The 26,971-nt window shown below is 60.8% G+C and carries 29 protein-coding genes; 19 read left to right on the top strand and 10 right to left on the bottom strand.

Going from position 1 to position 26,971, the window contains the following annotated elements; all coding sequences use genetic code 11:
- Positions 1-142: 142 nt before the first annotated feature.
- Positions 143-787, bottom strand: a complete 645-nt coding sequence (pyrE, locus tag KGB07_RS08610) for an orotate phosphoribosyltransferase (protein ID WP_011336558.1) — start codon at positions 785-787, stop codon at positions 143-145.
- Between the two features lie 81 nt (positions 788-868).
- Between pyrE and KGB07_RS08605 the strand changes: the two genes are divergently transcribed.
- Positions 869-1,648, top strand: coding sequence for an exodeoxyribonuclease III (locus KGB07_RS08605; RefSeq protein WP_003176915.1), 780 nt, complete (start codon positions 869-871; stop codon positions 1,646-1,648).
- Between the two features lie 180 nt (positions 1,649-1,828).
- On the opposite strand, the gene KGB07_RS08600 is transcribed toward KGB07_RS08605, so the two are convergent.
- Entirely contained in the window at positions 1,829-2,197 is a 369-nt protein-coding gene (locus tag KGB07_RS08600; protein WP_046038952.1) for a DUF4870 domain-containing protein, read from the bottom strand.
- 28 nt (positions 2,198-2,225) lie between these two features.
- Positions 2,226-2,948 carry a ribonuclease PH gene (gene rph, locus KGB07_RS08595; protein ID WP_007975179.1) on the bottom strand — a complete coding sequence of 241 codons (723 nt, stop codon included), beginning with the start codon at positions 2,946-2,948 and terminating at the stop codon, positions 2,226-2,228.
- A gap of 268 nt (positions 2,949-3,216) precedes the next feature.
- On the opposite strand from rph, the gene KGB07_RS08590 reads away from it, so the two are divergent.
- The 6 genes from KGB07_RS08590 (at position 3,217) to KGB07_RS08565 (ending at position 8,520) form a co-directional block, all read left to right on the top strand.
- Entirely contained in the window at positions 3,217-4,080 is an 864-nt protein-coding gene (locus KGB07_RS08590) for a YicC/YloC family endoribonuclease (RefSeq protein WP_046038949.1), read from the top strand.
- A gap of 12 nt (positions 4,081-4,092) precedes the next feature.
- Positions 4,093-4,713 carry a guanylate kinase gene (gmk, locus tag KGB07_RS08585; protein WP_046038947.1) on the top strand — a complete coding sequence of 207 codons (621 nt, stop codon included), beginning with the start codon at positions 4,093-4,095 and terminating at the stop codon, positions 4,711-4,713.
- 167 nt (positions 4,714-4,880) lie between these two features.
- Positions 4,881-5,144 carry a DNA-directed RNA polymerase subunit omega gene (rpoZ, locus tag KGB07_RS08580; protein ID WP_007921129.1) on the top strand — a complete coding sequence of 88 codons (264 nt, stop codon included), beginning with the start codon at positions 4,881-4,883 and terminating at the stop codon, positions 5,142-5,144.
- 57 nt (positions 5,145-5,201) lie between these two features.
- A complete protein-coding gene (gene spoT / locus KGB07_RS08575) occupies positions 5,202-7,307 on the top strand; it encodes a bifunctional GTP diphosphokinase/guanosine-3',5'-bis pyrophosphate 3'-pyrophosphohydrolase (protein ID WP_046038943.1) in 2,106 nt (701 codons plus the stop codon).
- 23 nt (positions 7,308-7,330) lie between these two features.
- The gene (locus tag KGB07_RS08570) at positions 7,331-7,711 is read left to right on the top strand and encodes a RidA family protein (protein WP_003229509.1); all 381 of its coding nucleotides are present in this window, start codon (positions 7,331-7,333) and stop codon (positions 7,709-7,711) included.
- A 68-nt stretch (positions 7,712-7,779) separates the two neighbouring features.
- Positions 7,780-8,520 carry a hypothetical protein gene (locus KGB07_RS08565; RefSeq protein WP_223465209.1) on the top strand — a complete coding sequence of 247 codons (741 nt, stop codon included), beginning with the start codon at positions 7,780-7,782 and terminating at the stop codon, positions 8,518-8,520.
- Between the two features lie 138 nt (positions 8,521-8,658).
- Here the strand turns inward: KGB07_RS08565 and KGB07_RS08560 are convergent, their stop codons facing one another.
- Positions 8,659-9,516 (bottom strand): SDR family oxidoreductase, encoded by an 858-nt coding sequence (locus KGB07_RS08560; protein ID WP_046038940.1) that lies wholly within the window; start codon positions 9,514-9,516, stop codon positions 8,659-8,661.
- A 188-nt stretch (positions 9,517-9,704) separates the two neighbouring features.
- Here KGB07_RS08560 and exbB point away from each other — a divergent pair, with 188 nt between their 5' ends.
- From exbB to KGB07_RS08530, 6 genes are all read left to right on the top strand, one after another.
- Entirely contained in the window at positions 9,705-10,676 is a 972-nt protein-coding gene (gene exbB / locus KGB07_RS08555) for a tonB-system energizer ExbB (RefSeq protein WP_223465208.1), read from the top strand.
- 6 nt (positions 10,677-10,682) lie between these two features.
- Positions 10,683-11,111 (top strand): TonB system transport protein ExbD, encoded by a 429-nt coding sequence (gene exbD / locus KGB07_RS08550; protein WP_007975187.1) that lies wholly within the window; start codon positions 10,683-10,685, stop codon positions 11,109-11,111.
- On the top strand, positions 11,108-11,857 hold the full coding sequence (locus KGB07_RS08545) for a TonB family protein (protein ID WP_223465206.1): 750 nt from the start codon (positions 11,108-11,110) through the stop codon (positions 11,855-11,857). Before exbD ends, KGB07_RS08545 begins: the two co-directional genes overlap by 4 nt.
- Positions 11,858-12,120: 263 nt before the next feature.
- Positions 12,121-13,050 carry a hydrogen peroxide-inducible genes activator gene (locus tag KGB07_RS08540; RefSeq protein ID WP_046038933.1) on the top strand — a complete coding sequence of 310 codons (930 nt, stop codon included), beginning with the start codon at positions 12,121-12,123 and terminating at the stop codon, positions 13,048-13,050.
- 9 nt (positions 13,051-13,059) lie between these two features.
- On the top strand, positions 13,060-15,135 hold the full coding sequence (gene recG, locus KGB07_RS08535; RefSeq protein ID WP_223465204.1) for an ATP-dependent DNA helicase RecG: 2,076 nt from the start codon (positions 13,060-13,062) through the stop codon (positions 15,133-15,135).
- Between the two features lie 78 nt (positions 15,136-15,213).
- On the top strand, positions 15,214-16,617 hold the full coding sequence (locus KGB07_RS08530) for an aminoacyl-tRNA deacylase and HDOD domain-containing protein (RefSeq protein WP_046038931.1): 1,404 nt from the start codon (positions 15,214-15,216) through the stop codon (positions 16,615-16,617).
- 169 nt (positions 16,618-16,786) lie between these two features.
- On the opposite strand, the gene KGB07_RS08525 is transcribed toward KGB07_RS08530, so the two are convergent.
- On the bottom strand, positions 16,787-17,158 hold the full coding sequence (locus KGB07_RS08525; RefSeq protein WP_223465203.1) for a helicase: 372 nt from the start codon (positions 17,156-17,158) through the stop codon (positions 16,787-16,789).
- 537 nt (positions 17,159-17,695) lie between these two features.
- On the opposite strand from KGB07_RS08525, the gene KGB07_RS08520 reads away from it, so the two are divergent.
- Positions 17,696-18,091, top strand: coding sequence for a DUF6124 family protein (locus tag KGB07_RS08520; RefSeq protein WP_223465201.1), 396 nt, complete (start codon positions 17,696-17,698; stop codon positions 18,089-18,091).
- 89 nt (positions 18,092-18,180) lie between these two features.
- Here KGB07_RS08520 and KGB07_RS08515 read toward each other — a convergent pair whose 3' ends face one another.
- From KGB07_RS08515 to KGB07_RS08505, 3 genes are all read right to left on the bottom strand, one after another.
- The gene (locus tag KGB07_RS08515; RefSeq protein WP_003195589.1) at positions 18,181-18,456 is read right to left on the bottom strand and encodes an HU family DNA-binding protein; all 276 of its coding nucleotides are present in this window, start codon (positions 18,454-18,456) and stop codon (positions 18,181-18,183) included.
- Between the two features lie 194 nt (positions 18,457-18,650).
- Positions 18,651-19,799: an NAD(P)/FAD-dependent oxidoreductase gene (locus KGB07_RS08510; protein ID WP_223465199.1), complete on the bottom strand. Its 1,149-nt coding sequence runs from the start codon at positions 19,797-19,799 to the stop codon at positions 18,651-18,653.
- An 18-nt stretch (positions 19,800-19,817) separates the two neighbouring features.
- Positions 19,818-19,988 carry a rubredoxin gene (locus KGB07_RS08505; protein WP_007995385.1) on the bottom strand — a complete coding sequence of 57 codons (171 nt, stop codon included), beginning with the start codon at positions 19,986-19,988 and terminating at the stop codon, positions 19,818-19,820.
- A 199-nt stretch (positions 19,989-20,187) separates the two neighbouring features.
- Between KGB07_RS08505 and KGB07_RS08500 the strand changes: the two genes are divergently transcribed.
- On the top strand, positions 20,188-20,751 hold the full coding sequence (locus KGB07_RS08500; protein ID WP_046038922.1) for a chorismate--pyruvate lyase family protein: 564 nt from the start codon (positions 20,188-20,190) through the stop codon (positions 20,749-20,751).
- Complete coding sequence (gene ubiA / locus KGB07_RS08495; protein WP_046038920.1) at positions 20,751-21,641, top strand: 4-hydroxybenzoate octaprenyltransferase; 891 nt, start codon at positions 20,751-20,753, stop codon at positions 21,639-21,641. Before KGB07_RS08500 ends, ubiA begins: the two co-directional genes overlap by 1 nt.
- 78 nt (positions 21,642-21,719) lie before the next feature.
- Here ubiA and KGB07_RS08490 read toward each other — a convergent pair whose 3' ends face one another.
- Complete coding sequence (locus tag KGB07_RS08490; RefSeq protein ID WP_046038919.1) at positions 21,720-22,103, bottom strand: hypothetical protein; 384 nt, start codon at positions 22,101-22,103, stop codon at positions 21,720-21,722.
- 153 nt (positions 22,104-22,256) lie between these two features.
- Between KGB07_RS08490 and phoB the strand changes: the two genes are divergently transcribed.
- The 3 genes from phoB (at position 22,257) to KGB07_RS08475 (ending at position 25,850) form a co-directional block, all read left to right on the top strand.
- Positions 22,257-22,946 (top strand): phosphate regulon transcriptional regulator PhoB, encoded by a 690-nt coding sequence (gene phoB / locus KGB07_RS08485; RefSeq protein ID WP_003229608.1) that lies wholly within the window; start codon positions 22,257-22,259, stop codon positions 22,944-22,946.
- 152 nt (positions 22,947-23,098) lie between these two features.
- Complete coding sequence (phoR, locus tag KGB07_RS08480; RefSeq protein ID WP_259674430.1) at positions 23,099-24,385, top strand: phosphate regulon sensor histidine kinase PhoR; 1,287 nt, start codon at positions 23,099-23,101, stop codon at positions 24,383-24,385.
- A 124-nt stretch (positions 24,386-24,509) separates the two neighbouring features.
- The gene (locus KGB07_RS08475) at positions 24,510-25,850 is read left to right on the top strand and encodes a hemolysin family protein (RefSeq protein WP_046038913.1); all 1,341 of its coding nucleotides are present in this window, start codon (positions 24,510-24,512) and stop codon (positions 25,848-25,850) included.
- A 65-nt stretch (positions 25,851-25,915) separates the two neighbouring features.
- On the opposite strand, the gene KGB07_RS08470 is transcribed toward KGB07_RS08475, so the two are convergent.
- Positions 25,916-26,812 (bottom strand): peptidoglycan DD-metalloendopeptidase family protein, encoded by an 897-nt coding sequence (locus KGB07_RS08470; protein WP_046038912.1) that lies wholly within the window; start codon positions 26,810-26,812, stop codon positions 25,916-25,918.
- Positions 26,813-26,971: the final 159 nt, after the last annotated feature.

Below are 26,971 nucleotides of genomic sequence, written 5' to 3'. Positions count from 1 at the left end.
TTCCCTATGGAAGGCTGCTTTTTTGTGGCGAGGGAGCTTGCTCCCGCTTGAGTGCGCAGCACTCACGACATTCTTGGGTCTGCTACGCAGCCCAGCGGGAGCAAGCTCCCTCGCCACACAAGCTCCCCACAGGGAATAGCGATTAAACGCCGAACTGCGCGCGGTACGCTTCCACGGCTGGCAGATGCTGCTTGAGCTGCGGGTCATCTGCCAGGAATTCCAGCACCTGGTTCAGCGAAACGATGCTGATGACCGGGATGCCGAAGTCACGCTCGACTTCCTGGATCGCCGACAACTCGCCGTTGCCACGCTCCTGACGGTTCAGGGCGATCAGCACGCCAGCGGCCTTGGCGCCATCCTGGGAGGCGATGATCTGCATCACTTCACGGATTGCGGTGCCGGCGGTGATCACGTCGTCGATGATCAGAACGTCGCCGGTCAACGGTGCGCCAACCAGGCTGCCGCCTTCACCGTGGGCCTTGGCTTCCTTGCGGTTGAAGCACCATGGCAGGTCACGGTTGTGATGCTCGGCCAGGGCCACCGCAGTAGTCGCCGCCAAAGGGATGCCTTTGTAGGCCGGGCCAAACAGCACGTCGAAGGGAATGCCGCTCTCGGCAATGGCAGCGGCGTAGAAACGTCCCAGCTGCGCCAGAGCCGAACCCGAGTTGAACAGGCCAGCGTTGAAGAAGTAAGGACTGGTGCGCCCGGACTTCAGGGTGAACTCACCGAAGCGCAAAACGCCGCGATCGATGGCAAAACGGATGAAATCGCGCTGATACGCTTGCATGAAAAAACCCCAAATACCACGGATTTAGCTAATTAGCTTGACGCCGTGTATCATACACGCACGCGATTTTTGGGGCCATTTATGCGGATCATCAGTGTGAACGTCAATGGTATTCAGGCTGCAGTCGAGCGTGGTTTGCTCAGTTGGCTGCAGGCACAGAATGCCGACGTCATCTGCCTGCAGGACACCCGCGCCTCCGCCTTTGAACTGGACGATCCAGCCTTCCAACTGGATGGATACTTCCTTTATGCCTGCGATGCCGAAGTTCCCGCCCAAGGCGGCGTGGCTTTGTATTCGCGGCTGCAACCGAAGGCTGTCATCAGCGGTCTCGGTTTCGAGACGGCCGACCGCTACGGGCGCTACCTGCAAGCCGATTTCGACAAGGTCAGCATCGCGACCTTGCTGCTCCCTTCGGGGCAGAACGGCGATGAAGACTTGAACCAGAAGTTCAAGCTAATGGACGACTTCGCCCGTTATCTGGATAAACAGCGACGCAAACGCCGCGAGTACATTTATTGTGGCTCTCTGTACGTGGCGCAACAGAAGCTGGATATCAAGAACTGGCGCGACAGCCAGCAATCTCCGGGCTTCCTGGCACCTGAACGTGCCTGGATGGACGAGATTGTCGGCAACATGGGTTATGTCGACGCCCTGCGTGAAGTCAGCCGTGAAGGCGACCAGTACAGCTGGTGGCCGGACAACGAACAGGCGGAGATGCTCAACCTCGGTTGGCGCTTCGACTATCAGTTGCTGACCCCTGGCCTGCGCCGCTTCGTACGCAGCGCACGCCTGCCACGCCAGCCGCGGTTCTCGCAACACGCGCCACTGATCGTGGACTACGACTGGACGCTGACCATTTAAGCGTCGTTTCGCAGACACAAAAAAGCCGACTTCAGGGTCGGCTTTTTTGTGGGTACTTGTTTTTGCTTTTCTGTGGGAGCGAGCTTGCTCGCGATGACGATACATCAGATACCGATGCAGTGGCTGTCAGACCGCTATCGCGAGCAGGCTCGCTCCTACAGGGGGGATCTTCGTTGATCGTTATTTGATCAACCGCCAAGTGAACGGATACCGATAAGGCTGCCCCTCATTGGCCTTCACCCCGGCAATGATCGTAAGCACCAGCGCACCGATCGCGATCAGGCCAAACAGGAAGAACCCGATAATCACCACCATCAGCAAGAAGCAGATAGCCGAGGCGATTGCGACGGTGATCTGGAAGTTCAGCGCTTCCTTGCCCTGGGCATCGATGAACGGGTCCATCTCGCGCTTCATCTGCCAGAGAATCAGCGGGCCGATGATCGTGCCGAACGGAATCCAGATCCCCAGCAAGGCGGACAAGTGGCAAAACATGGCCCACTGACGCACCTCTTGGCTCGGCGTGGGCAGCGGCAGTTGCTCGTCACTCATGGTGTCCTCCTTGTCTGGAGCAGTCCGGTCAGTCAGCCAGTGCGGCCTTTTGCAGTTCGAAAATCTCGTTCATGCCTTTCTTGGCCAGTTCGAGCATCGCGTTCAGCTCTTCAGGCTGGAACGGCGCGCCTTCGGCAGTGCCCTGGACTTCGATGAAACCGCCAGCGCTGGTCATTACCACGTTCAGGTCAGTCTCGGCGGCCGAGTCTTCCAGGTAATCGAGGTCGAGCACAGGCTCACCCTTGTACATGCCCACGGAAACCGCAGCGATCATTTGCTTGACCGGGTCGCCGCCCTTCAGGCCGCCACGCTTCTTGATGACTTTCAAGGCATCGATCAGCGCAACCATGGAACCGGTGATCGACGCGGTGCGGGTGCCACCGTCGGCCTGGATCACGTCGCAGTCGACGTACAGGGTGACGTCACCCAGCTTGGTCATGTCCAGCGCAGCGCGCAGGGAACGGCCGATCAAACGCTGGATTTCCAGGGTTCGGCCGCCTTGCTTGCCGCGGCTCGCTTCACGCTGGTTACGTTCGCCGGTTGCGCGCGGCAGCATGCCGTACTCGGCGGTCAACCAGCCCTGGCCCTGGCCTTTCAGGAAACGCGGTACGCCCGGTTCAACGCTGACGGTGCAGATGACCTTGGTGTCACCGAACTCGACCAGCACAGAACCCTCGGCGTGTTTGGTGTAGTTGCGGGTGATGCGGATCGAGCGGAGCTGATCGGCAGCGCGACCACTTGGACGTATCATAGGGAGTACCTGTACTGGGGACGGAAAACTGCGGAGCATTATAGAGCCGACGGCCGCCACTGGGCACTTCTAAAAAATTCCGCCGACGACCGAGGGCTCTGCACCGCGCGTCGGTGCAGGCCTGCCGCTCTTTGTCACACTGTGTGTTTGGGCGCATCTGCGCCACTGCGCTACAATCCTGCGCCTTTGCTGCCAGTCGGCTTTAATTCATTGATATCGGATTCCCGGAACCTCGGTTCTGTGCCGATCTGCCTTGCGAGGTACCTCCATGGTGCACAGCATGACCGCCTTCGCCCGCGTCGAGAAAGCCGGCGTCCAGGGCACCCTGAGTTGGGAACTGCGCTCGGTCAACAGCCGCTACCTGGAACCCCACCTGCGTCTCCCGGAATCCTTCCGTGACCTCGAGGGCGCTGTTCGTGAGGCCCTGCGCCAGGGAGTATCGCGGGGCAAGCTCGAATGTACCCTGCGCTTCACCGAAGAGAACACCGGCAAGGCGCTGCAAATCGATCAGGAGCGCGCCGCGCAACTGGTCGCCGCCGCCGAGACCATCGCCAGCCTGATCAAGAACCCGGCAGCGCTGAACCCACTGGAAGTCCTGGCCTGGCCCGGCGTCCTGGTAGGCGACGCCACCGACCCGCAAGCCTTGAACGCCGAAGCGCTGGCACTGTTCAACCAGGGCCTCAAGGAACTGAAGGCCGGCCGCGAGCGCGAAGGCACGGAGCTGGCGCGGCTGATCAACGAGCGCCTGAGCTCCATCGAAGAAGACGTGGTGACCTTGCGCGAACTGGTTCCGCAAATGCTCGCCACCCAGCGCCAGAAAGTCCTCGACCGCTTCGCCGACATGAAGGCCGAGATGGACCCGCAGCGCCTGGAGCAGGAAATGGTCATGCTCGCGCAAAAAAGCGACGTCGCCGAAGAACTGGATCGCCTGAGCACTCATATCATCGAAGTTCGCCGGGTGCTCAAATCCGGCGGCGCCGCCGGTCGGCGCCTGGACTTCCTGATGCAGGAACTCAACCGCGAAGCCAATACACTGGGCTCCAAAGCCTTCGACCCGCGCAGCACCCAGGCTGCGGTCAACCTCAAGGTGTTGATCGAGCAGATGCGCGAACAAGTGCAGAATATTGAGTAAGGCTACCCCGACATGACACACAGCACCGGCACCCTGTACATCATTTCCGCCCCTTCGGGCGCGGGCAAGAGCAGTCTGGTCAAGGCCCTGACCGACGCAAACCCGGAGATCCGCGTCTCGGTCTCCCACACCACCCGCGCCATGCGTCCCGGTGAAGTGAATGGCGTGAACTATCACTTCGTCGACCGCAGCGAGTTCGTGAAGATGATCGAACACGGGGATTTCCTCGAGCGCGCCGAAGTGTTCGGCAATCTCTACGGCACTTCGCAAAGCCACCTTCAGCAGACCCTGGACGAAGGCCACGACCTGATTCTGGAAATCGACTGGCAAGGTGCCGAACAAGTACGCAAGCTGATGCCTCAGGCCCGCTCGATCTTCATTCTGCCGCCGTCATTGCAGGCCCTGCACCAGCGCCTGACCAATCGCGGCCAGGACAGTGATGAAGTCATTGACGGCCGGATGCGCGAAGCCGTCAGCGAAATGAGCCACTACGTCGACTACGACTACCTGATCATCAACGACGATTTCGCCCACGCGCTGCACGATCTGAAGGCGATTTTCCGCGCCAATCAGCTGATTCAGAAGCGTCAGCAGCAGCGTCACGGCAAATTGCTGGCTGAATTGCTCGGTTAATCAGCCCTTCCCAAAACAGCTGCAAGGGCTTTACATTGGCACTTGTAGCGCGTTGAAGGGCCTGGTCAAAAAATCAGCGCTTCCCTAAACGCTGGTGATTTTTTAAACTGTTGAGTCCGCTCGCCCATCCGGGCAGCGCGCATATTGCATTTGCTACGAGGAAGACCATGGCCCGCGTAACCGTTGAAGACTGCCTAGAACACGTGGATAACCGCTTTGAGCTGGTCATGCTCTCTACCAAGCGTGCCCGTCAACTGGCCACCGGCGGCAAAGAGCCGAAAGTAGCATGGGAAAACGACAAGCCTACCGTCGTCGCCCTGCGTGAAATCGCTGAAGGCCTGATCGACTACGCAGCTATCGCCGAAGCCGAAATCGTTGAAGATGAACCGCTTTTTGCTGCATTCGAGGACGAGTCCAACGAGGCCGTCTAAGCCTATGCCTGGTCGACGTAGCACGGCGCGGGATAAAAGCTTACGGCAGGAGACATCATGCCGAGCATAGACGCCCTCGCCGATCGCTTATCGACCTACCTCGGCAAGGACCAGGTCAATCTGGTCCGCCGAGCGTATTTCTACGCCGAACAAGCCCACGACGGCCAACGCCGCCGTAGCGGCGAGGCGTACGTCACGCACCCACTCGCGGTTGCGAATATTCTTGCCGACATGCACATGGACCATCAGAGTCTGATGGCTGCGATGCTGCATGACGTGATCGAAGACACCGGTATTGCCAAGGAAGCGCTGCAAGCGCAGTTCGGCGAAACTGTGGCCGAACTGGTCGACGGGGTCAGCAAACTGACCCAGATGAACTTCGAGACCAAGGCCGAGGCGCAAGCCGAAAACTTCCAGAAAATGGCCATGGCCATGGCCCGCGACATTCGCGTGATCCTGGTCAAGCTGGCCGACCGCCTGCACAACATGCGCACGCTGGAAGTGCTGTCCGGCGAAAAACGCCGGCGCATCGCCAAGGAAACCCTGGAAATCTATGCGCCCATCGCTAACCGGCTGGGCATGCACGCCATCCGCATAGAGTTCGAAGACCTCGGTTTCAAGGCCATGCACCCGATGCGTTCCGCGCGGATCTACCAGGCGGTCAAACGCGCCCGGGGCAACCGCAAGGAAATCGTCAACAAGATCGAAGAATCCTTAAGCCACTGCCTGGCCATCGATGGCATCCAGGGCGAGGTCAGCGGTCGCCAGAAACACCTCTACGGCATCTACAAGAAAATGCGCGGCAAGCGTCGGGCCTTCAACGAGATCATGGACGTCTACGCGTTCCGGATCATCGTCGACAAGGTCGATACCTGCTACCGCGTGCTGGGTGCCGTGCATAATTTGTACAAACCGTTACCGGGGCGGTTCAAGGATTACATCGCAATCCCCAAGGCCAACGGCTACCAGTCGCTGCACACCACGCTGTTCGGCATGCACGGTGTTCCGATCGAGATCCAGATCCGCACCCGTGAAATGGAAGAGATGGCCAACAACGGCATCGCCGCCCATTGGCTGTACAAGTCCAGCGGCGACGAGCAGCCGAAAGGCACCCATGCCCGCGCCCGCCAGTGGGTCAAGGGCGTGCTGGAAATGCAGCAACGCGCCGGCAACTCGCTGGAATTCATCGAAAGCGTGAAGATCGACCTGTTCCCGGACGAGGTCTATGTGTTCACGCCCAAAGGCCGGATCATGGAGCTGCCGAAGGGCTCCACGGCAGTCGACTTCGCTTACGCGGTGCACACCGACGTGGGCAACAGCTGCATTGCCTGCCGGATCAATCGTCGTCTCGCGCCACTGTCCGAACCGCTGCAAAGCGGCTCCACGGTCGAGATCGTCAGCGCCCCAGGTGCGCGGCCGAACCCGGCCTGGCTCAACTTCGTGGTCACCGGCAAGGCGCGCACGCACATACGCCATGCACTGAAACTGCAACGCCGCTCCGAATCCATCAGCCTCGGCGAGCGCCTGCTGAACAAGGTCCTCAATGGTTTCGACAGCTCGCTGGAGAAAATTCAGGCCGAACGCGTCAAGGCCATGCTCGTCGAGTACCGCCTGGAACTGATCGAAGACCTGCTGGAAGACATCGGCCTAGGTAATCGCATGGCCTATGTGGTGGCCCGCCGGTTGCTGGGCGAAGGCGAACAGTTGCCTAGCCCTGAAGGCCCGCTGGCGATTCGCGGCACCGAAGGCCTGGTGCTCAGCTACGCCAAGTGTTGCACGCCGATCCCGGGCGACCCGATTGTTGGCCACCTGTCCGCCGGCAAAGGCATGGTCGTGCACCTGGACAACTGCCGCAATATCAGCGAAATCCGCCACAACCCGGAAAAATGCATCCAGCTCTCGTGGGCCAAGGATGTCACCGGCGAATTCAACGTCGAGCTGCGCGTCGAGCTGGAACACCAGCGCGGCCTTATCGCCCTGCTGGCCAGCAGCGTCAACGCCGCCGACGGTAACATCGAGAAAATCAGCATGGACGAACGCGATGGTCGCATCAGCGTGGTCCAGTTGGTGGTCAGCGTGCACGACCGCGTGCACCTGGCCCGCGTGATCAAGAAACTGCGCGCCTTGACCGGGGTGACTCGCATCACCCGCATGCGCGCCTAAGCCCTAATTACAAGGAGTCCTACATGACCAAGACTGTTATCACCAGCGACAAGGCCCCGGCCGCCATCGGTACTTACTCCCAGGCGATCAAGGCTGGCAACACCGTTTACATGTCGGGTCAGATTCCCCTGGACCCAAAAACCATGGAACTGGTTGAAGGCTTCGAGGCCCAGACCGTCCAGGTGTTCGAGAACCTCAAGGCCGTGGCTGAAGCCGCTGGCGGTTCGTTCAAGGACATCGTCAAGCTGAACATCTTCCTCACCGACCTGAGCCACTTCGCCAAGGTCAACGAGATCATGGGCAAGTACTTCGACCAGCCTTACCCTGCCCGCGCCGCCATCGGCGTAGCAGCCCTGCCAAAGGGTTCGCAGGTTGAAATGGATGCCATCCTGGTCATCGAGTAATGCGTACGGCGCAGCCTCGGGCTGCGCCGACTGCTCTGCTGTAAAGAATGCTTGAAAGGATTCCACCCATGCGCAACGCGCTTGCTCTCTCGCTGCTCGCCCTGTTCCTGGGCGGATGTGCCAGCAACCCTGCCGACCGCGACATCAGCGGCACCTGGATCAACCAGGTGGCGATCGATGCTGCCGCCAAAGGCGTCCCCCTGCGTGAAGCTCTCCAGGCCTATGGTCCGAACCTGGAATGGGACATCAACACCAAGGCCGGTCAGGCCCGCTACACCAACGGTTTTGAAAATGTCGACGGCAAGCTGCTGGGTGAACAGTCCGGCGCCTGGAAAGTCGACTTTTATGGCAGCTCAGCCAGTGAGCTGAAGCGTGTTGGCAAGCAACTGAGCCAGTCCGCCAGCGACAACGAGCCTGAGCAAGTCTTCGACCGCGTACAGATCCAGGTACCGGATGGCGCACCGATAGGCGCCAGCTTCGAACGCGCGCTGTATTCAGCCTACATGGGCGGCGGCTGGACAATCGTCAACGGTCCAGGCGAAGGCAACACGGTTCAATTCCAGGCCGACGGCCAGGTGACCGGCCTGCCAGGCAGCGATCGCTATGCGTTGTGCCTGGCCGGTGATTGCGCATCCATGAGCGGTGGCAATGACAACATGTGGCTGCAACTCAATGGCCAGGGCAACGCCTGGATCTTTGCACGCAAGGGCAAGGAACTGGAGATTTTCCAGACCGTGAACACGGCGCAGGCGGACGAGATGCCCTCGTTCACCCCGGGTGAGCGCAAGTGGTTGCTCGAGAAGCAATAAGCATCCCTTGAAAGCACCACAAAACACTGTGGGAGCGAGCTTGCTCGCGATGAGGCCATAACATCCAACATCATCGTTGACTGTTATGCCGCCATCGCGAGCAAGCTCGCTCCCACAGGTGTTTACGGTGCCTGGAAGTCAGCAGCGCCCTTCCAGAATCGCCGCATACCCCTCGCGGAAACTCGGATACTTCGGCGTCCAGCCCAATGCCTTGGCCCGCGCATTACTGCAGCGCTTGCTGCCTGTGCGACGCACGCTGTCGTCATCAGCCCATTCGGTCACACCCAGATACTCACGCAACCAGCCCACCACATCGGCCAGCGCTGCCGGCGCGTCATCGACGCCGATGTAGACATCATCCAGCGCAACGCCACGCCGATCCGCCTCAAGCAGGCACGCCATCAATCCTGCGGCGTCGTCGGCATGAATCCGATTGGCATACAGCGGCGGATCAGTTACCACGCGATACCCCCGACGAACCTGAGTCAGCAACCACTCACGGCCCGGACCATAAATGCCGGTCAGACGCACGATGCTCGCCGGAATGCCGCTCTTGAGGGCCAGTTGCTCGGCTTCGAGCATCACACGCCCGGAATAACCCGCCGCCACGGCTGGCGAAGCCTCGTCGACCCATTCGCCATTCTGCTGACCGTAAACACTGCTACTGGACACGAACAACAGGCGATTGGGCACCTGCCCGTAGTCGTCCAGCCACTCCAGCACGTGTTCCAGGCCCTGGACATACGCAGCGCGGTAACCGGCTTCGTCGTGATCGGTGGCCGCCGCGCAATACACCAGGTAATCCACGGCGCCGATTGGCCAGGTAGCCGGGCAGTCTTTGTTGAACAGGTCACCGGCCACGCCGATGACGCCCTTGGGCAGACGTGAAACGTCGCGTCGCAGGCCATGGACCTCCCACCCCGCCGCCAGCAATTGTGTGGCCAGGCGGCTGCCGACATCACCGCAGCCGGCGATCAAAACAGTAGGCGCAGACATCAGAAAACTCCCATCGGAAAGCCACAGACTAGCGCCGGCAATAGACAGGCGGCTAGCAATGCAGGAAAAAAAGAGACGCTATTACTTTTGTTAACAAGAATTAATTGCAATAATGCCTCCCCACTTTTGTTCTCGGCCTTCGAGGCCTGGAAGAACATCACCCGTTTTTTCTCTCAGGTCCGGCCAGCATGACACGCAATCAATTCTCCGCTTCGCCAACCAAACGACCTCGCGCCTGGAGCGCAGTGGCCGCCCTGCTCCTCAGCGTGATGCTCGCGCCAGTCGCCGCTTTCGCCGATGCCCAGACGCCAGCCACACCGGCCGCCACCGCGCCGGCTCCGGCCGATCACGCCGCCCCGGCCGTTGCTCCGGTCGCGACCGATCCTGCCCAGGCCGCACCGGCAGAAACGCTGGGTGAAGACGTCCCTGAAGTCCTCGAAGCCGACAACACTCTGGGCATGGCCCATGACCTGTCGCCGTGGGGCATGTACAAGAATGCCGACATTATTGTGAAAATCGTGATGATCGGCCTGGCCATCGCCTCGATCATCACCTGGACCATCTGGATCGCCAAGGGCCTTGAGCTGATGGGCGCCAAGCGTCGTCTGCGCGGTGAAATCGCCCAACTGAAAAAATCCGCCTCCCTCAAGGAAGCCAGCGTCACTGCGGCGAAAGAAGGCACCCTGGCCAACCTGCTGGTACATGACGCCCTTGAAGAGATGCGCCTGTCGGTCAACAGCCGTGAGAAAGAAGGCATCAAGGAACGCGTCAGCTTCCGTCTTGAGCGCCTGGTCGCGGCCTGCGGTCGCAACATGAGCAGCGGCACCGGCGTGCTGGCCACCATCGGCTCCACCGCGCCGTTCGTCGGCCTGTTCGGTACCGTATGGGGCATCATGAACAGCTTCATCGGCATCGCCAAGACCCAGACCACCAACCTCGCCGTCGTCGCGCCCGGTATCGCCGAAGCCCTGCTGGCTACCGCGCTGGGCCTGGTTGCAGCGATCCCTGCGGTCGTGATCTACAACGTCTTTGCCCGCTCCATCGCCGGTTACAAAGCCCAAGTGTCCGATGCGTCGGCACAGGTCCTGCTGCTGGTCAGCCGCGACCTCGACCACCAGCCTGAGCGCAGCTCGCAACCGCACATGGTGAAAGTGGGGTAATCGGCCATGGGCCTGCATTTGAAAGAAGGGGCAGACGACGATCTGTCCGAAAACCACGAAATCAACGTTACGCCGTTCATCGACGTGATGTTGGTGCTGTTGATCATCTTCATGGTGGCGGCCCCGCTGGCCACCGTGGACATCAAGGTCGACCTGCCCGCCTCGACCGCCAAACCGGCGCCGCGGCCAGAGAAACCGGTGTTCCTCAGCGTCAAGGCTGACCAGCGCCTGTTCCTCGGCGAAGACGAAGTGAAGGCCGAAGCACTCGGCGCCACCCTCGACGCCAGGACCCAGGGCAAGAAAGACACGACGATCTTCTTCCAGGCCGACAAAGGCGTGGATTACGGCGACCTGATGAGCGTGATGGACAACCTGCGTTCTGCCGGTTACCTGAAGGTCGGTCTGGTCGGACTCGAGACGGCAGCCAAGAAATGATCACGACGCGCCATAAACTGACGCGTTACAGCGGTAGCCTGGCTGTGGTGCTGGGTGTTCACGCGCTGGCCATCGCGCTGGCGCTGAACTGGTCCGCCCGTCCGCCCATCGAATTGCCTCCCCAGGCAATGCTGGTCGAACTGGCACCGGCTCCAGCCCCGCCACCACCTGCTCCGCCTAAGGTCGTCACCCCACCGCAGCCGCCGGCTCCGGTTGAAGAACTGCCGATACCCAAGCTCGCCGAAGCGCCGAAAGCTGAAATTGCCGTGCCCAAGCCGGTCAAACCCAAGCCGAAGCCGCAACCGCCCAAGCCGGTAGAGAAGAAACCCGAGCCGCCGAAGGAAAAGCCGGCCGAAGAAAAACCGGCCGAAACCCAGCAGACTCAGGTACCGACGGAGAAATCCGCCCAGCCTGCGCCAGGCCCTTCGCCTGCTCAAATGGCAGCCAAGGCCAGCTGGCAAGGCACGTTGCTGGCGCACCTGCAGAAGTACAAGAAGTACCCTGCAAGTGCCCAGGCGCGGGGCAAGGAAGGCATGAACCGTCTGCGTTTCGTCGTGGATGCCGAAGGCAATGTGTTGTCGTTTGAGCTGGTAGGCGCCTCGGGCACTGCCGATCTGGACCGGGCCACCCTGGAAATGATCCGCCGCGCCCAACCGCTGCCCAAGCCACCGGCCGACATGCTGACCAATGGCTCCATCGAAATCGTTGCACCGTTTGTGTATTCGCTGGAGAAACGCCGCCGCTGATAACACCAGCACCTGTAGGAGCGAGCCTGCTCGCGAAGAGGCCGTCACATTCAACATCAACGTTGACTGACACACCGCTTTCGCGAGCAGGCTCGCTCCTACAAGTTCGTAAATCCAGCCAAAAAGGCACCGAAAGGTGCCTTTTGCATATCTTCCAGCGGCAATCCGGCATTGCCCGGTGTCACTCGACGCACTCAGTCTGATAACGTGCGTCTATCGATTGCAGCCGGTATGCTTGGCCCGCAACTACATGGACGCTTGCTATGACCCTCACAGAATTACGCTACATCGTTACCCTCGCCCAAGAGCAGCACTTCGGCCATGCGGCCGAGCGTTGCCACGTCAGCCAGCCGACCCTGTCGGTGGGCGTGAAAAAGCTTGAAGACGAACTCGGTGTGCTGATTTTCGAGCGCAGCAAGAGCGCCGTGCGCCTGACGCCGGTCGGCGAAGGCATCGTGGCCCAGGCCCAAAAGGTATTGGAACAGGCCCAAGGCATCCGCGAACTGGCCCAGGCCGGCAAGAACCAGCTGACCGCCCCACTCAAGGTCGGCGCGATCTACACCGTCGGACCGTACCTGTTTCCGCACCTGATTCCACAACTGCACCGGGTCGCCCCGCAGATGCCGTTGTACATCGAAGAAAACTTCACCCACGTGCTGCGCGACAAGCTGCGCAACGGTGAGCTCGACGCGATCATCATCGCCCTGCCGTTCAATGAAGCCGACGTGCTGACCCTGCAGCTCTACGACGAGCCGTTCTACGTGTTGATGCCGGCGCAGCACCCGTGGACGCAAAAAGAATCCATCGACTCCAGTCTGCTCAACGACAAGAGCCTGCTGCTGCTCGGCGAAGGCCACTGCTTCCGCGATCAGGTACTGGAAGCCTGCCCGACCCTGACCAAAGGCAACGACGGCGCCAAGCACACCACGGTGGAATCCAGCTCCCTGGAAACCATTCGCCACATGGTCGCCTCGGGCCTCGGGATTTCGATCCTGCCGTTGTCGGCAGTCGACAGCCATCACTACGCCCCCGGCGTGATTGAGGTGCGTCCGTTGTCGGCACCCGTACCGTTCCGCACCGTGGCCATTGCCTGGCGCGCCAGCTTCCCGCGTCCGAAAGCGATTGAAATCCTCGCTGACTCCATTCGCCTGTGCTCGGTGGCCAAGCCAGCGGCGCAAGTCGCTGCGGGCTAAGCAACGGTCATGAGCGAGTTGTCGCAAGTGTCGGTGACGGCACTCAAGGGTGTCGGTGAAGCCATGGCCGAGAAACTGGCCAAGGTCGGCCTGGAAAACCTCCAGGACGTGTTGTTTCACCTGCCGCTGCGCTATCAGGATCGCACCCGTGTCGTGCCGATCGGCGCACTGCGGCCCGGTCAGGATGCGGTCATCGAAGGCACCGTCAGCGGTGCCGATGTGGTCATGGGCCGTCGGCGCAGCCTGGTGGTCCGGTTGCAGGATGGCACTGGCGGACTCAGCCTGCGCTTCTATCATTTCAGCAACGCGCAAAAGGAAGGCCTCAAACGCGGCACGCGGATTCGCTGCTACGGCGAGGCGCGGCCCGGCGCTTCGGGGCTGGAGATCTACCACCCGGAATACCGCGCCATCACCGGTGACGAACCGCCGCCGGTGGATGAAACCCTGACCCCGGTCTACCCGCTCACCGAAGGCCTGACCCAACAGCGCTTGCGCCAGTTGTGCATGCAGACCCTCACCCTGCTCGGTCCCAGCAGCCTGCCCGACTGGCTGCCGAACGAACTGGCCCGCGACTACCAATTGGCGCCGCTGGCCGATGCGATCCGCTACCTGCACAACCCGCCCGCCGATGCCGACGTCGATGAACTGGCCCTCGGTCACCACTGGGCGCAGCACCGTCTGGCTTTCGAAGAACTGCTGACCCATCAACTGTCGCAACAGCGTCTGCGCGAAAGCATGCGCGCCCTGCGTGCGCCCGCGATGCCCAAAGCCACGCAACTGCCGGCCAAGTACCTGGCCAACCTCGGCTTCAGCCCGACCGGTGCCCAGCAACGGGTCGGCAATGAAATCGCCTATGACCTCAGCCAGCACGAACCGATGCTGCGGCTGATCCAGGGCGACGTCGGCGCCGGTAAAACCGTGGTCGCCGCCCTTGCCGCGCTGCAAGCGCTGGAGGCCGGTTATCAGGTCGCGCTGATGGCGCCCACCGAGATTCTCGCCGAGCAGCACTTCATCACCTTCAAGCGCTGGCTCGAGCCGCTGGGTATTGAAGTCGCCTGGCTGGCCGGCAAGCTCAAGGGCAAGAACCGCGTCGCCGCCCTGGAGCAAATCGCCAGCGGCACGCCGATGGTGGTCGGCACCCACGCGTTGTTCCAGGACGAAGTGCAATTCAAGAACCTGGCGCTGGTGATCATCGACGAACAGCACCGTTTCGGCGTACAGCAGCGGCTGGCCTTGCGGCAGAAAGGTGTCGGCGGACGCATGTGTCCACATCAGCTGATCATGACCGCCACGCCGATTCCGCGCACGCTGGCCATGAGTGCCTACGCCGACCTCGACACCTCGATCCTCGACGAACTGCCCCCCGGTCGAACACCGGTCAACACCGTGCTGATCACCGACACCCGGCGGGTCGAAGTCATCGAGCGGGTGCGCAGCGCTTGCGCCGAAGGGCGTCAGGCCTATTGGGTGTGCACACTGATCGAAGAGTCGGAAGAGCTGACCTGCCAGGCCGCCGAAACCACGTACGAAGATCTCACCGCTGCCCTCGGCGAGTTGAAAGTCGGGCTGATCCACGGCCGCATGAAGCCTGCGGAAAAAGCTGCGGTGATGGCCGAGTTCAAGGCCAGCAACCTGCAACTGCTGGTCGCCACCACGGTGATCGAAGTAGGCGTGGACGTGCCCAACGCCAGCCTGATGATCATCGAGAACCCCGAGCGCCTGGGACTGGCGCAATTGCACCAGTTGCGCGGCCGCGTCGGCCGGGGCAGCGCCGTCAGCCATTGCGTGCTGCTCTACCATCCACCGCTGTCGCAGATCAGCCGCCAGCGCCTGGGCATCATGCGCGAAACCAACGATGGTTTCGTCATCGCCGAAAAGGATCTGGAACTGCGCGGCCCCGGCGAAATGCTCGGCACCCGGCAGACCGGCCTGCTGCAATTCAAGGTCGCCGACCTGATGCGCGACGCCGATTTGCTGCCCGCCGTGCGGGATGCCGCCCAGGCATTGCTTGAGCGCTGGCCGACCCACGTCAGCCCGCTGCTCGACCGATGGCTGCGTCATGGCCAACAATACGGCCAAGTGTGACAACCGTCACGGTTTCTGAGGCGTGGTCCCAAGCAAGCTGGTTATACTCCTGCAATTGTTTAAGTACGGATACAGACCATGACCGAAGTTGCCTTCGCACCCGACACCCCGCACGCTCCGTCGGTTATTCGGCTGATGCTGGGCAAGTTAGGCATTGCCTATGAAGAAGTGCTGGACCGTCACGGCCTCAATGCCGCGCGTAAAGTGCAGGCCGTTCTGCTGGATGACAGCGTTGGCGTATTGATGGTGCTGTTCCCGCAGAGCCAATTGCTGGACCTCAATCGCCTCACTGAACTCACCGGTCGGCGCCTCGCCGCCGTACCCACCGAACGCCTGACAAAAATGCTCGGCAAGCACAACCTCAGCTTGCTGCCGGGCCTGCCGGCACTGACCAGTTCACCGTGCCTGTACGACGAAAGCCTGCTGCGTGAGCCGAAGTTGCTGATCAACTCCGGTGAGCCGGGCGTGCTGCTGGAAATCTCCAGCGAAGACTTCAAGGCGACCATGCTGACCAAGGCCAGCGCCGCCAACTTCGGCGAAAACCTGACCAGCATCCGTCCCAACCTCGACCGCCCCGATGATGACCGCAAGGAAATCACCCAGGCCGTCCAGGCGTTCACCGCACGGCGCATCCAGCAGCGTCTGGAAGCGACCATCGAGATTCCGCCGCTGGCCGAAACCGCGCAAAAAATCATCAAGCTGCGCGTCGACCCCAACGCCACCATCGACGACATCACCGGCGTGGTCGAAACTGACCCGGCGCTGGCCGCACAAGTCGTGAGCTGGGCGGCATCGCCCTACTACGCCTCGCCGGGCAAGATCCGCTCGGTGGAAGACGCCATCGTCCGGGTGCTGGGCTTCGACCTGGTGATCAACCTGGCGCTGGGCCTGGCCCTGGGCAAAACCCTGAGCCTGCCCAAGGACCACCCGCAACACTCCACGCCGTACTGGCAGCAATCGATCTACACCGCCGCCGTCATCGAAGGCCTGACCCGCGCCATGCCGCGCGCCCAGCGTCCGGAAGCCGGCCTGACCTACCTGGCCGGCCTGCTGCACAACTTCGGCTACCTGCTGCTGGCCCACGTGTTCCCGCCGCACTTCTCGCTGATCTGCCGCCACCTGGAGGTCAACCCGCACCTGTGCCACAGCTTCGTGGAACAACACCTGCTGGGCATCAGCCGGGAACAGATCGGCTCGTGGCTGATGCGCTACTGGGACATGCCTGAAGAACTGGCCACCGCCCTGCGCTTCCAGCACGATCCTCACTACGACGGCGACTTCGCTGAGTACCCGAACCTGGTGTGCCTGTCGGTGCGCCTGCTTCGCAGCCGTGGCATCGGCTCGGGCCCCGACGAAGATATCCCCGACGCCCTGCTCGAACGCCTTGGCCTGAGCCGCGAAAAAGCCAATGACGTGGTCAGCAAAGTCCTCGAGGCCGAAGTGCTGTTGCGCGAACTGGCTTCGCAATTCACTCAAGGCTGAAAAGCATCGTCGGAACGCCGCCCGGGGCAAGCCACGCTCCCACATGGATCACCTGAATCCTGTAGGAGCGGGCTTGCCCGCGAAGGTCGTCAACGATGACGCGTGCATCCTGGATAAACACGGGGTACTTGAGTTTCTCGTCGGAACGCCGCCCGGAGCAAGCTCGCTCCTACGCCTTCTTCGGCTTCAAGTACTTTGTCAGCCCCTGGAACCAGATCACCAGCGCCGGGTTGCCCTTGATCTGAATCGACTTGTCCTGAATCCCCATCATGAACGCCAGTTGCTTGTTCTTCGCCTGCATCGTGGCAAAGCCGTACGCGGCGTCTTTGAAGGCAATCGCAAACGCAGGCTCGGCATGCACACCCGATTGGCTGGTGATGCGCTGGTCCTTCACGCGGAATTGCCGCGCCACTTTCCCGTCCAGGGTCTGCAGCTGAAACACCAGGTCCTTGTCACCCAGTTGCTGCTGAAACGCCGGATTGGTCCGGCTGGCCTTACCCATCAACAAACCCAGCATCCACAGCAGAAAACGAAATTTCATGCGCATAGCCTCAAGAGAAAAATGAACGGCTGGGGCAGTTTAACGGCTTCAGGCGATAACACCAGTATCTGCTTGCGTTAGAAGAAGATCAGAACCATTACCCTCACGATGACCACCAAGTCACAATTATCAAAACTTCCTTCAAGACCACTCCACACACCACTCCTACACCAAACGAAACACATTCTGTAGGAGCTGCCGGAGGCTGCGATTTTTTGATCTTCAACCCCGCAAACCTATCGGACATTTCCTTCAATACGCTGGGCTATACATGAACTAGGCGTACTTGGCCGGCACCGATAACCTCTCCCAGTCACTGCAAAGTTGGTGACTCGGACGTGCAAGTCCGGACTCGTCATGCAATCGGTTATGGCTATTCACCGGGTGTTTTTTTATCCTCGCGAATCGTTATGGCGGCTGTGTGTGGGAGTCCTTCGGGTCTGCCGGCAACCGAGTCCGGTCTTGCACACCTATACACAGCTGCCACCTTTTTCGAAGCAAGCGAAACTGTGTGAGCTCCATAACTCGGTGATTCAAATGTTCAAACCAACACCTAATCCGCCAGAAGATCCGGCTACATCCCCCTACGAATCCCTCGATTCCAAAAAACTCCACGAAGCCGCCGAACGCGCCCTCGATCACTATCTCGCCCCACCAAAACAAGCACCAACGAAACGCAGCGGCCAACTCTTCAGTGTCTGCCCGGACATCAACACCGAAGCACTCCTGGCCAACGCCTCGGAAGATTTGCTGTCCATCAGCGCCATCGCCGCGGACCTGGCCGATGATGTAGACGGCTCACGCCGCTCAGTAGCCCTGGCGATCAGTCGCGTGGCTGAGGGGGCGCATTTGCTGGTAGAGCGGGCGCTGGATCATCTGGATGAACCGCAAATGGCGGCGATTCTCGCCAAGCAACAAAGCGGGCTCGGCTGATTCGCCACCCACAAAAAATGGGCACCCAACCCTGGTTGGCGTGCCCATTTTTTATTCCACTCCCCCGCTGCGCGGGAGGTGAAAACGGATTACGGATTGACGCTGTCTTTCAACGATTTGCCTGGCTTGAACGCGACGGTGTTGCTGGCCTTGATTTTGACGGGTTCACCGGTTTGCGGGTTTTTGCCGGTGCGGGCACCGCGATGGCGTTGCAGGAAGGTGCCGAAGCCCACCAGCGTCACGCTGTCTTTGCGGTGCAGGGCACCGGTGATTTCTTCAAGAACGGCGTTGAGAACGCGGTTGGCTTGTTCTTTGGTGAGGTCTGCTTTTTCAGCAATGGCTGCGGCGAGGTCTGGTTTACGCATGTGAGTGAAGCCCCTTTGACGGTTTGTTGTTGTTATGTCCGTGCTGCTCTCTGCGGAGCAGCGCCAAAAGCGCCGCAGGTGCTCTACTCTGCGGCAGACGGGAGTGAGGATGGCACGCAGTGAGGCCCCGCGCCAGTATCGGCGCGGCCATTGTTAGGGCAAAAGGGGGGTGATTCCGACAGAACGACCGGTATTTACGCCAACAGAGCCGGAAGCTCTTTGTTCAGGGCCAGTTTTTCCATCACGGCGGCACCGGTAAGGGCGTAACCGAGCAGCTTGCCCGCGGCATCGCGGCATAAAACCTTGATGTCGGCGCCCTGCCCTTCGACTGTCCAGATGCCCTCTGCACCCCGTGGCGGCGGGGATACCACCAACGGGCAGACCGGGGTTTTGACGGTGATCGGCATCGGGCCATAGGTGACGGCGGTCGGGTTGCCGGCCAGGGTTTGCGCCAGCGCCCTCGCACAGCTCATCAGGGGCATGACGTACAGCAGATTCAGCCCATCGACCTCGGCACAGTCGCCCAGGGCGTAGATGTTGGCGTGGGAAGTTTTCAGGTGCCGATCGACCATGATGCCGCGGTTGACCTGCAGACCGGCCGCTGCCGCCAGGTCGACGCGCGGGCGCAGGCCAATGGCCGAGACCACCACGTCGCACGGGATCACCTGGCCATCGGACAGGTGCGCTTCCAGGCCGTCAGCCACGCGTTGCAGGCGATTGAGCACCGGGCCGAGGTGGAAGCGCGCGCCGAGGCTTTCGAGGCCAGCCTGCACCGCAGCGGCGGCCGCCGGGTGCAGCAGGGTCGGCATGACTTGCTCGCACGGCGCAACCAGTTGCACTTCGTAGCCGCCCAGGGTCAGGTCGTTGGCGAACTCGCAGCCGATCAGGCCGGCGCCGAGCAGCAGCACGCGGCGCTTGCCGGCCGCCGCCGCACGGAAGCGTGCGTAGTCTTCCAGGTCGTTGATCGGGAATACACAGTCCGCCGCGTCGCCTTCAATGGGCACGCGCACGGTTTCGGCGCCCCAGGCCAGGATCAGGTCGCGGTAGATCACCGCTTCTTCACCGATCCACAGGCGCTTGTGGCCCGGGTCGATGCCGCTGATGCGCGTGTGGGTGCGTACTTCGGCCTTGAGCTGCTCGGCCATGGCGCCGGGTTCGGCCATGCTCAGGCCGTCGGCATCCTTGTTTTTGCCGAAGCCGGTGGAGAGCATCGGCTTGGAGTAGGAGCGTCCGTCATCGGCGGTAATCAGCAGCAGCGGGGTTTCGCTATCGAGTTTGCGAAACTCGCGGGCCACGTTGTAGCCCGCCAGGCCGGTGCCAATGATTACGACAGGTGCGTTCATTCCTTACTCCTCAATTATTCAGGCAGCGATTTCGATCATTTCAAAATCCATTTTGCCCACACCGCAGTCCGGGCACAGCCAGTCTGCCGGGACGTCTTCCCAACGGGTGCCTGGCGCAATGCCATCATCCGGCCAACCGTCGGCTTCGTTGTAGATCAGGCCGCAGACGATACATTGCCACTTTTTCATCAGGTACTTCCTCAGGGTTCAGGCGTTTTGCCGGCCAGACGGTCGATGGTTGCAGCACTGCCGTCCAACTCAGCGCGTTTTGTACTGATCGGGGCCGTCTGATGCAAGCCTGTTCGGCGCAACGGCAGGCCATTTCAATCGATATCGGCGGCTGACATGTTAAGCTCGCCGCCTCATTTGCTGCCAATAATGACTCATTGTGCATCACACAGAATCCCCCTCTCCAGCTCCTCTCTGGCTCTCGCGCAGCGAACTGGCGCCCCTTCCCGATGCTTCCACCCTGGACTGGCTGTTCGACGAAGGCTCGCTCACCAGACGTCTGATTCATCTGTCGAATGATGCCTTTAGCGTCTCGCCGATGTTCGAAGGCTGGCAGCCCCTGCGCGCCGACGAGTGCGCAGCGCTGGACCTGGCCGATGGCAGTGAGGGCTGGGTGCGCGAGGTGTATTTGCGCGGTCATGGCCAGGCGTGGGTGTTTGCGCGCAGCGTGGCGTCACGCAGTGCATTGCAAGGCGACGGCCTGCATATGGACGAACTGGGCAGCCGCTCGCTGGGCGAATTGCTGTTTTGCGATCAGGCCTTCCAGCGCCGGGCCATCGAGGTTTGCCATTATCCGCAAGCCTGGCTGCCCGCCGAGGTGCAATCGCCTGAGCTGTGGGGCCGTCGTTCGCGCTTTGACCGCGGTGCGCTGAGCGTGCTGGTGGCCGAAATTTTCCTGCCTTCCCTGTGGGACGCCGCCTGCGCCCAATCGGAGAACCGTTGATGTACCAAAGCCTGCTCAAGTCCTTGAACCGCTTGAACCCTCGGGCCTGGGACTTCATTCAGCTGACCCGCATGGACAAGCCGATCGGCATTTACCTGCTGCTCTGGCCAACGCTGTGGGCGCTGTGGATTGCCGGCAAGGGTTCGCCGTCCCTGGCCAACATTGTGATTTTCGTCCTCGGTGTGGTGCTGACCCGCGCTGGCGGCTGCGTGATCAATGACTGGGCGGACCGCAAGGTCGATGGTCATGTGAAGCGAACCGAGCAGCGGCCGCTGGTGAGCGGCAAGATCAGCTCCAAAGAGGCGCTGGTGTTCTTTGCATTGCTGATGGGCGTGAGTTTCCTGCTGGTGCTGTGCACCAATGCCGCGACCATATGGCTGTCGTTGGGCGGTCTGGCGCTGGCGTTCAGTTACCCGTTCATGAAGCGCTACACCTATTACCCGCAAGTGGTGCTGGGCGCCGCATTTTCGTGGGGGATGCCGATGGCGTTCACCGCAGAAACCGGTGAACTGCCGGCAGTTGCATGGCTGCTGTGGATCGCCAACCTGATGTGGACCGTGGGTTACGACACGTATTACGCGATGACCGACCGCGACGACGACCTGAAGATCGGCGTGAAATCCACGGCGATTCTGTTCGGCGACGCGGACCGGGTGATCATCCTGACCCTGCAAGGGCTGGCGCTGGGTTGCCTGCTGCTGGCGGGTTCGAAGTTCGACCTTGGTGGCTGGTTCCACCTCGGATTATTGGTGGCGGCGGGCTGCTTTGCGTGGGAATTCTGGTACACCCGCGGCAAGGACCGGATGCGCTGCTTCAAGGCGTTTTTGCACAATCACTGGGCGGGTTTGGCGATTTTCGTCGGGATTGTGCTGGATTACGCGTTGCGTTGAAGCATCAAAAAGATCGCCGCCTTCAGTAGCTCCTGCAGAGCAACGAAGGCAGCGATCTGGTGCGGCAGGCTACAACCGTTACATATGCTCGTGAACGACGTGCCAGACGTCTTTCTTCTTGTCGCCCTTCATTTCTCCGACTGCCTTGTCGTCCTTGTAGTAGTACAGCGGCTTGCCGCCATAGGCCCATTGCATCATGCCATCGTCACGCTTGACGACTGTCCACTTACCTTCAGCCTTGGCACCCGCCGGCGCCATCATTGGCGGCCAGTATTCGGCGCACTCACCGTTGCACATCGACTTGCCATCCTTGTCCTTGTCGTACGTGTAGACCGTCATGCCCTTGTGATCGACCATCATGCCGTCTTTCATCATCGCCGGGTCGGCGGCAAAGGCCAGTGTCGGCAGCGTTAACGCAGCAGTGACCAGCAAAGCCTTCCAGGATTGAGCAATGTAGTTCATGGAAACCTTCCTTTTGCGGTTGTCAGGATTCGGACTTAAAGCTTAGTCCAGGATCCAGCCAATCGCCGGCCGACTAAAATACTGTCACACGACTGCAATAATTCCGTTATCTAATGCGGCGCAAGACAGTTAAATGACAAGAGGATTAAGGGCATGGTTGGCAGGAGCATTCTGATCGTCGACGACGAAGCGCCTATTCGCGAAATGATCGCCGTTGCGTTGGAAATGGCCGGCTATGACTGCCTGGAGGCTGAAAACTCCCAGCAGGCCCACGCCATTATCGTCGACCGCAAACCGGACCTGATCCTGCTCGACTGGATGCTGCCCGGCACGTCCGGCATCGAACTGGCCCGCCGCCTCAAGCGTGATGAGCTGACCGGGGACATCCCGATCATCATGCTCACCGCCAAGGGTGAAGAGGACAACAAGATCCAGGGCCTGGAAGTCGGTGCCGACGACTACATCACCAAACCGTTTTCCCCCCGTGAGCTGGTCGCGCGCCTGAAGGCCGTGCTGCGCCGTGCGGGCCCAACCGATGGAGAGGCGCCAATCGAAGTCGGCGGCCTGCTGCTGGACCCGATCAGCCACCGCGTGACCATCGACGGCCGTCCTGCCGAGATGGGCCCGACCGAATACCGCTTGCTGCAATTCTTCATGACTCACCAGGAGCGCGCCTACACTCGTGGCCAGTTGCTGGATCAGGTCTGGGGCGGCAACGTCTACGTCGAAGAGCGTACCGTTGACGTGCACATTCGACGCCTGCGCAAAGCCCTCGGCGATGCTTACGAAAATCTGGTACAAACCGTGCGCGGCACTGGCTACAGGTTCTCGACCAAGGCCTGATAACAACAGCTGCAAGCTTTAAGCTACAAGCGGCAAGCTAAAAGCCAAACCGCCTCAAACTTGCAGCTTGAGGCTTGAAGCTCAAAACTGCTTCTATTCAAGGACGTATTTTTTTCGTGAACCAAAACTGGCATGGCACCCTGATTCGCCACATGCTGCTGCTGGTCACCGCCTGCCTGGTGATCGGTCTGATCACCGGCTATTACGGCTGGAGCCTCGCCGCAGGCCTGGGTCTTTACCTGGCCTGGACCCTCAAGCAATTGCTGCGTCTGCACGAGTGGCTGCGCCTGCACAAACCCGATGAAGCGCCACCCGATGGCTACGGCCTGTGGGGCGAGGTGTTCGACAGCATCTACCACCTGCAACGCCGCGACCAACGGGTACGCGGGCGCCTGCAAGCGGTGATCGACCGGGTTCAGGAATCCACCGCCGCGCTGAAAGACGCGGTGATCATGCTCGACACCGACGGCAACCTGGAATGGTGGAACCGCGCCGCCGAAACCCTGCTGGGCCTCAAGACGCCACAGGACAGCGGCCAACCAGTGACCAACCTGGTGCGCCACCCGCGCTTCAAGGAATACTTCGAGCAAGACAGCTACGCCGAGCCGCTGGAAATCCCCTCGCCAACCAACGACCGCGTGCGCATTCAGCTGTACATCACCCGCTACGGCAACAACGAACACTTGATGCTGGTGCGCGACGTGACGCGCATCCATCAGCTTGAGCAAATGCGCAAAGACTTCATCGCCAACGTGTCCCATGAACTGCGCACACCGTTGACGGTGATCTGCGGCTACCTGGAAACCTTGCTTGATAACGTCGACGAGGTGAATCCGCGCTGGGGTCGTGCCTTGCAGCAGATGCAGCAACAAGGTGGACGCATGCAGACCCTGCTCAACGACCTGTTGTTGCTGGCCAAGCTGGAAGCCACCGATTATCCATCGGACAACCAGCCGGTACCGATCGACGGCTTGCTGCAATCGATCAAGAGCGACGCGCAGCAGTTGTCCGGCCAGAAAAACCAGAAAATCACCCTGGAAGCCGACCCGACGATTCTGCTCAAGGGCAGCGAAGCGGAGTTGCGCAGCGCGTTTTCCAACCTGGTGTTCAACGCGGTGAAATACACCCCGGCCGAAGGCAATATCCGCATTCGCTGGTGGGGCGATGACCAAGGGGCGCACCTGAGCGTGCAGGACTCCGGGATCGGCATCGATGCCAAACACCTGCCGCGCCTGACCGAACGTTTTTACCGCGTCGACTCCAGCCGCAACTCCAACACCGGGGGCACCGGCCTGGGACTGGCGATCGTCAAACACGTCTTGTTACGACATCGGGCACGGATGGAAATCAGCAGCGTACCGGGCCACGGCAGCACCTTTACCTGCCACTTTGCCCCGGCTCAGGTCACCAAATCACGGGTTATCAGCACCGCCGATTGATACCGGCCAGCACGCACCACTAGGCAACTGGCCGGTCAGCCGCTACATTGGCTGACTTGCGCCTGCTTTTCAGGCGCAGTTTTTTCTTTCCTTCTCGAATTCACGGAACCCGCAAAACTCCATCATGGACCCTTCCCCTGGCTTGACCCTCGCTACAATTTTCGCCGACTTCGGCATGATTCTTTTTGCTCTGATCCTGGTTTTGCTCAACGGTTTTTTCGTTGCGGCGGAGTTTGCCATGGTCAAATTGCGCTCGACCCGGGTCGAGGCCATCGCTGATAAACATGGCTGGCGCGGGCACATCCTGCGCACCGTACACAGCAAGCTCGACGCATACCTGTCTGCCTGCCAGCTGGGTATCACCCTAGCCTCCCTGGGCCTTGGCTGGGTCGGTGAGCCGGCGTTCGCACTCATTCTCGAACCGCTGCTCAGCGCGGTGGGCGTCCAATCGGACGAAGTGGTCAAAGGCATATCGTTCTTCACCGCCTTTTTCATCATTTCGTACCTGCACATCGTGGTCGGCGAACTGGCCCCGAAATCCTGGGCGATCCGCAAACCCGAGTTGCTGTCGCTGTGGACCGCCGTGCCGCTGTACCTGTTCTACTGGGCCATGTACCCGGCCATCTACCTGCTCAACGCCAGCGCCAACACCATCCTGCGCATTGCAGGCCAAGGTGAGCCCGGCCCGCATCACGAACACCATTACAGCCGTGAAGAACTTAAACTGATCCTGCACTCCAGCCGTGGCCAGGACCCGAGCGACCAAGGCATGCGTGTCTTGGCCTCGGCGGTGGAAATGGGCGAACTGGAAGTGGTCGACTGGGCCAACTCTCGCGAAGACCTGGTGACCCTGGAGTTCAACGCGCCGCTCAAGCAGATCCTGGCGATGTTCCGTCGCCACAAGTTCAGCCGCTACCCGGTGTACGACAGCGAGCGCCAGGAGTTCGTCGGCCTGCTGCACATCAAGGATCTGCTGCTGGAACTGGCGGCTCTGGACCACATTCCCGAGTCGTTCAACCTCGCCGAACTGACCCGCCCGCTGGAGCGGGTGTCGCGGCACATGCCGCTGTCGCAGTTGCTGGAACAGTTCCGCAAGGGCGGCTCGCACTTCGCCGTGGTCGAAGAGGCCGACGGCAACATCATCGGCTACCTGACCATGGAAGACGTGCTGGAAGTGCTGGTGGGCGACATCCAGGACGAACACCGCAAGGCCGAACGCGGGATCCTCGCGTATCAGCCGGGCAAACTGCTGGTGCGGGGCGATACGCCGCTGTTCAAGGTTGAGCGACTGCTGGGCATCGACCTCGACCACGTCGAAGCCGAAACCCTTGCCGGGCTGGTCTACGAGAGCCTAAAGCGGGTTCCCGAAGAGGAAGAAGTGCTGGAAGTCGAAGGCCTGCGGATCATCATCAAGAAGATGAAAGGGCCGAAGATCGTTCTGGCCAAGGTGTTGATGCTGGATTGATTGCAGTTGTGGCGATCCGACAAGCTCCCTCGCCACAAAAGCCTCTTGCACCCTCTGCGCCGTGATCACTGCTTGCCCAACGCAAAGTTGGGCAGCGCGCTGACCGGCTGGTTGAACTGATACGGAATCGATACCAGCCCCAGCCCCGTATTGCGCTGCACCACAAAATGCAAATGCGGCCCGGTGCTGTTGCCGGTGTTACCGGACAACGCCAGCGCATTCCCTACCGTTACCCGCTGACCTTCCCGAACGCAGACCGAGCCTTTCTTCAGGTGCAGGTAAACACCCATGGTCCCGTCATCGTGCAGCACCCGCACGAAATTGCCGGATGCGTCGGTGCCGCGTCCGCTCTGTCTGTTCTCGGTTTTCACCACCACCCCGCCTCGCGCAGCAATGATCGGCGTGCCCTCAGGCATCGCGATGTCTATGGCGTAACGGCTCTTGGGCCCGAAGTGGCTGTAGGGGCCATTGGCGCCCTGGCTTATCCGGAACGGTCCGCCACGCCAGGGCAACGGGTACCGATAGCCCACCGTGGGTCCTGAGGGGTCGCCCAGGGAGTAATTGAACTTCGGGACGTACGCTATCGGCTTTCCACCTTTAGTCGCCGTGAACTGCGCCAGGCGAACGCTGCTGCGTAGCGGTATCACGCGCCGAATCGTCCCGCCCGGCACACCGCTGGCGTTCTTCACCCCGGCAAAACTCAATTCGACTTCTACCGGTGCATACAGGTCATTGCGCACGTACACGCTGTGCACGCCGTTCTTCTTCATGATGATGAGGCGCACCTGACGCTCAAGGTGCTCGACCATGCCATCGCGAAAAACGAACACATGGGCGCCTTTGCTGGGGCGGTCGCTGTAGGACACCACGCCATAGACATCTTTGGATTTGTAGATGGTCATGGCCATGGCCGAGTTGGCGACCATGAACAGGCCACATAAAAGCAGCAGGCGCGTGAACATGAGCAAGGATTCTGTCGAGTGAGATCTGGGATGGAGCCTAGCAGCTGCAATGGACCCGGGTAGTCGGCAGATGTTTCAGAAAAGGTGTTCAGCAGATGTGCGGTAACCGTGATGACCCCATCGTCGGATCGCCGCCCGGAGCAAGCTCGCTCCCACAAG

This window comes from Pseudomonas sp. GL-RE-26 (assembly GCF_019956275.1).
Taxonomy (GTDB): Bacteria; Pseudomonadota; Gammaproteobacteria; order Pseudomonadales; family Pseudomonadaceae; genus Aquipseudomonas; species Aquipseudomonas grandcourensis.
The sequence above is the reverse complement of the archived record's forward strand: the minus strand, read 5'-3'. Positions and strand labels throughout refer to the sequence as shown.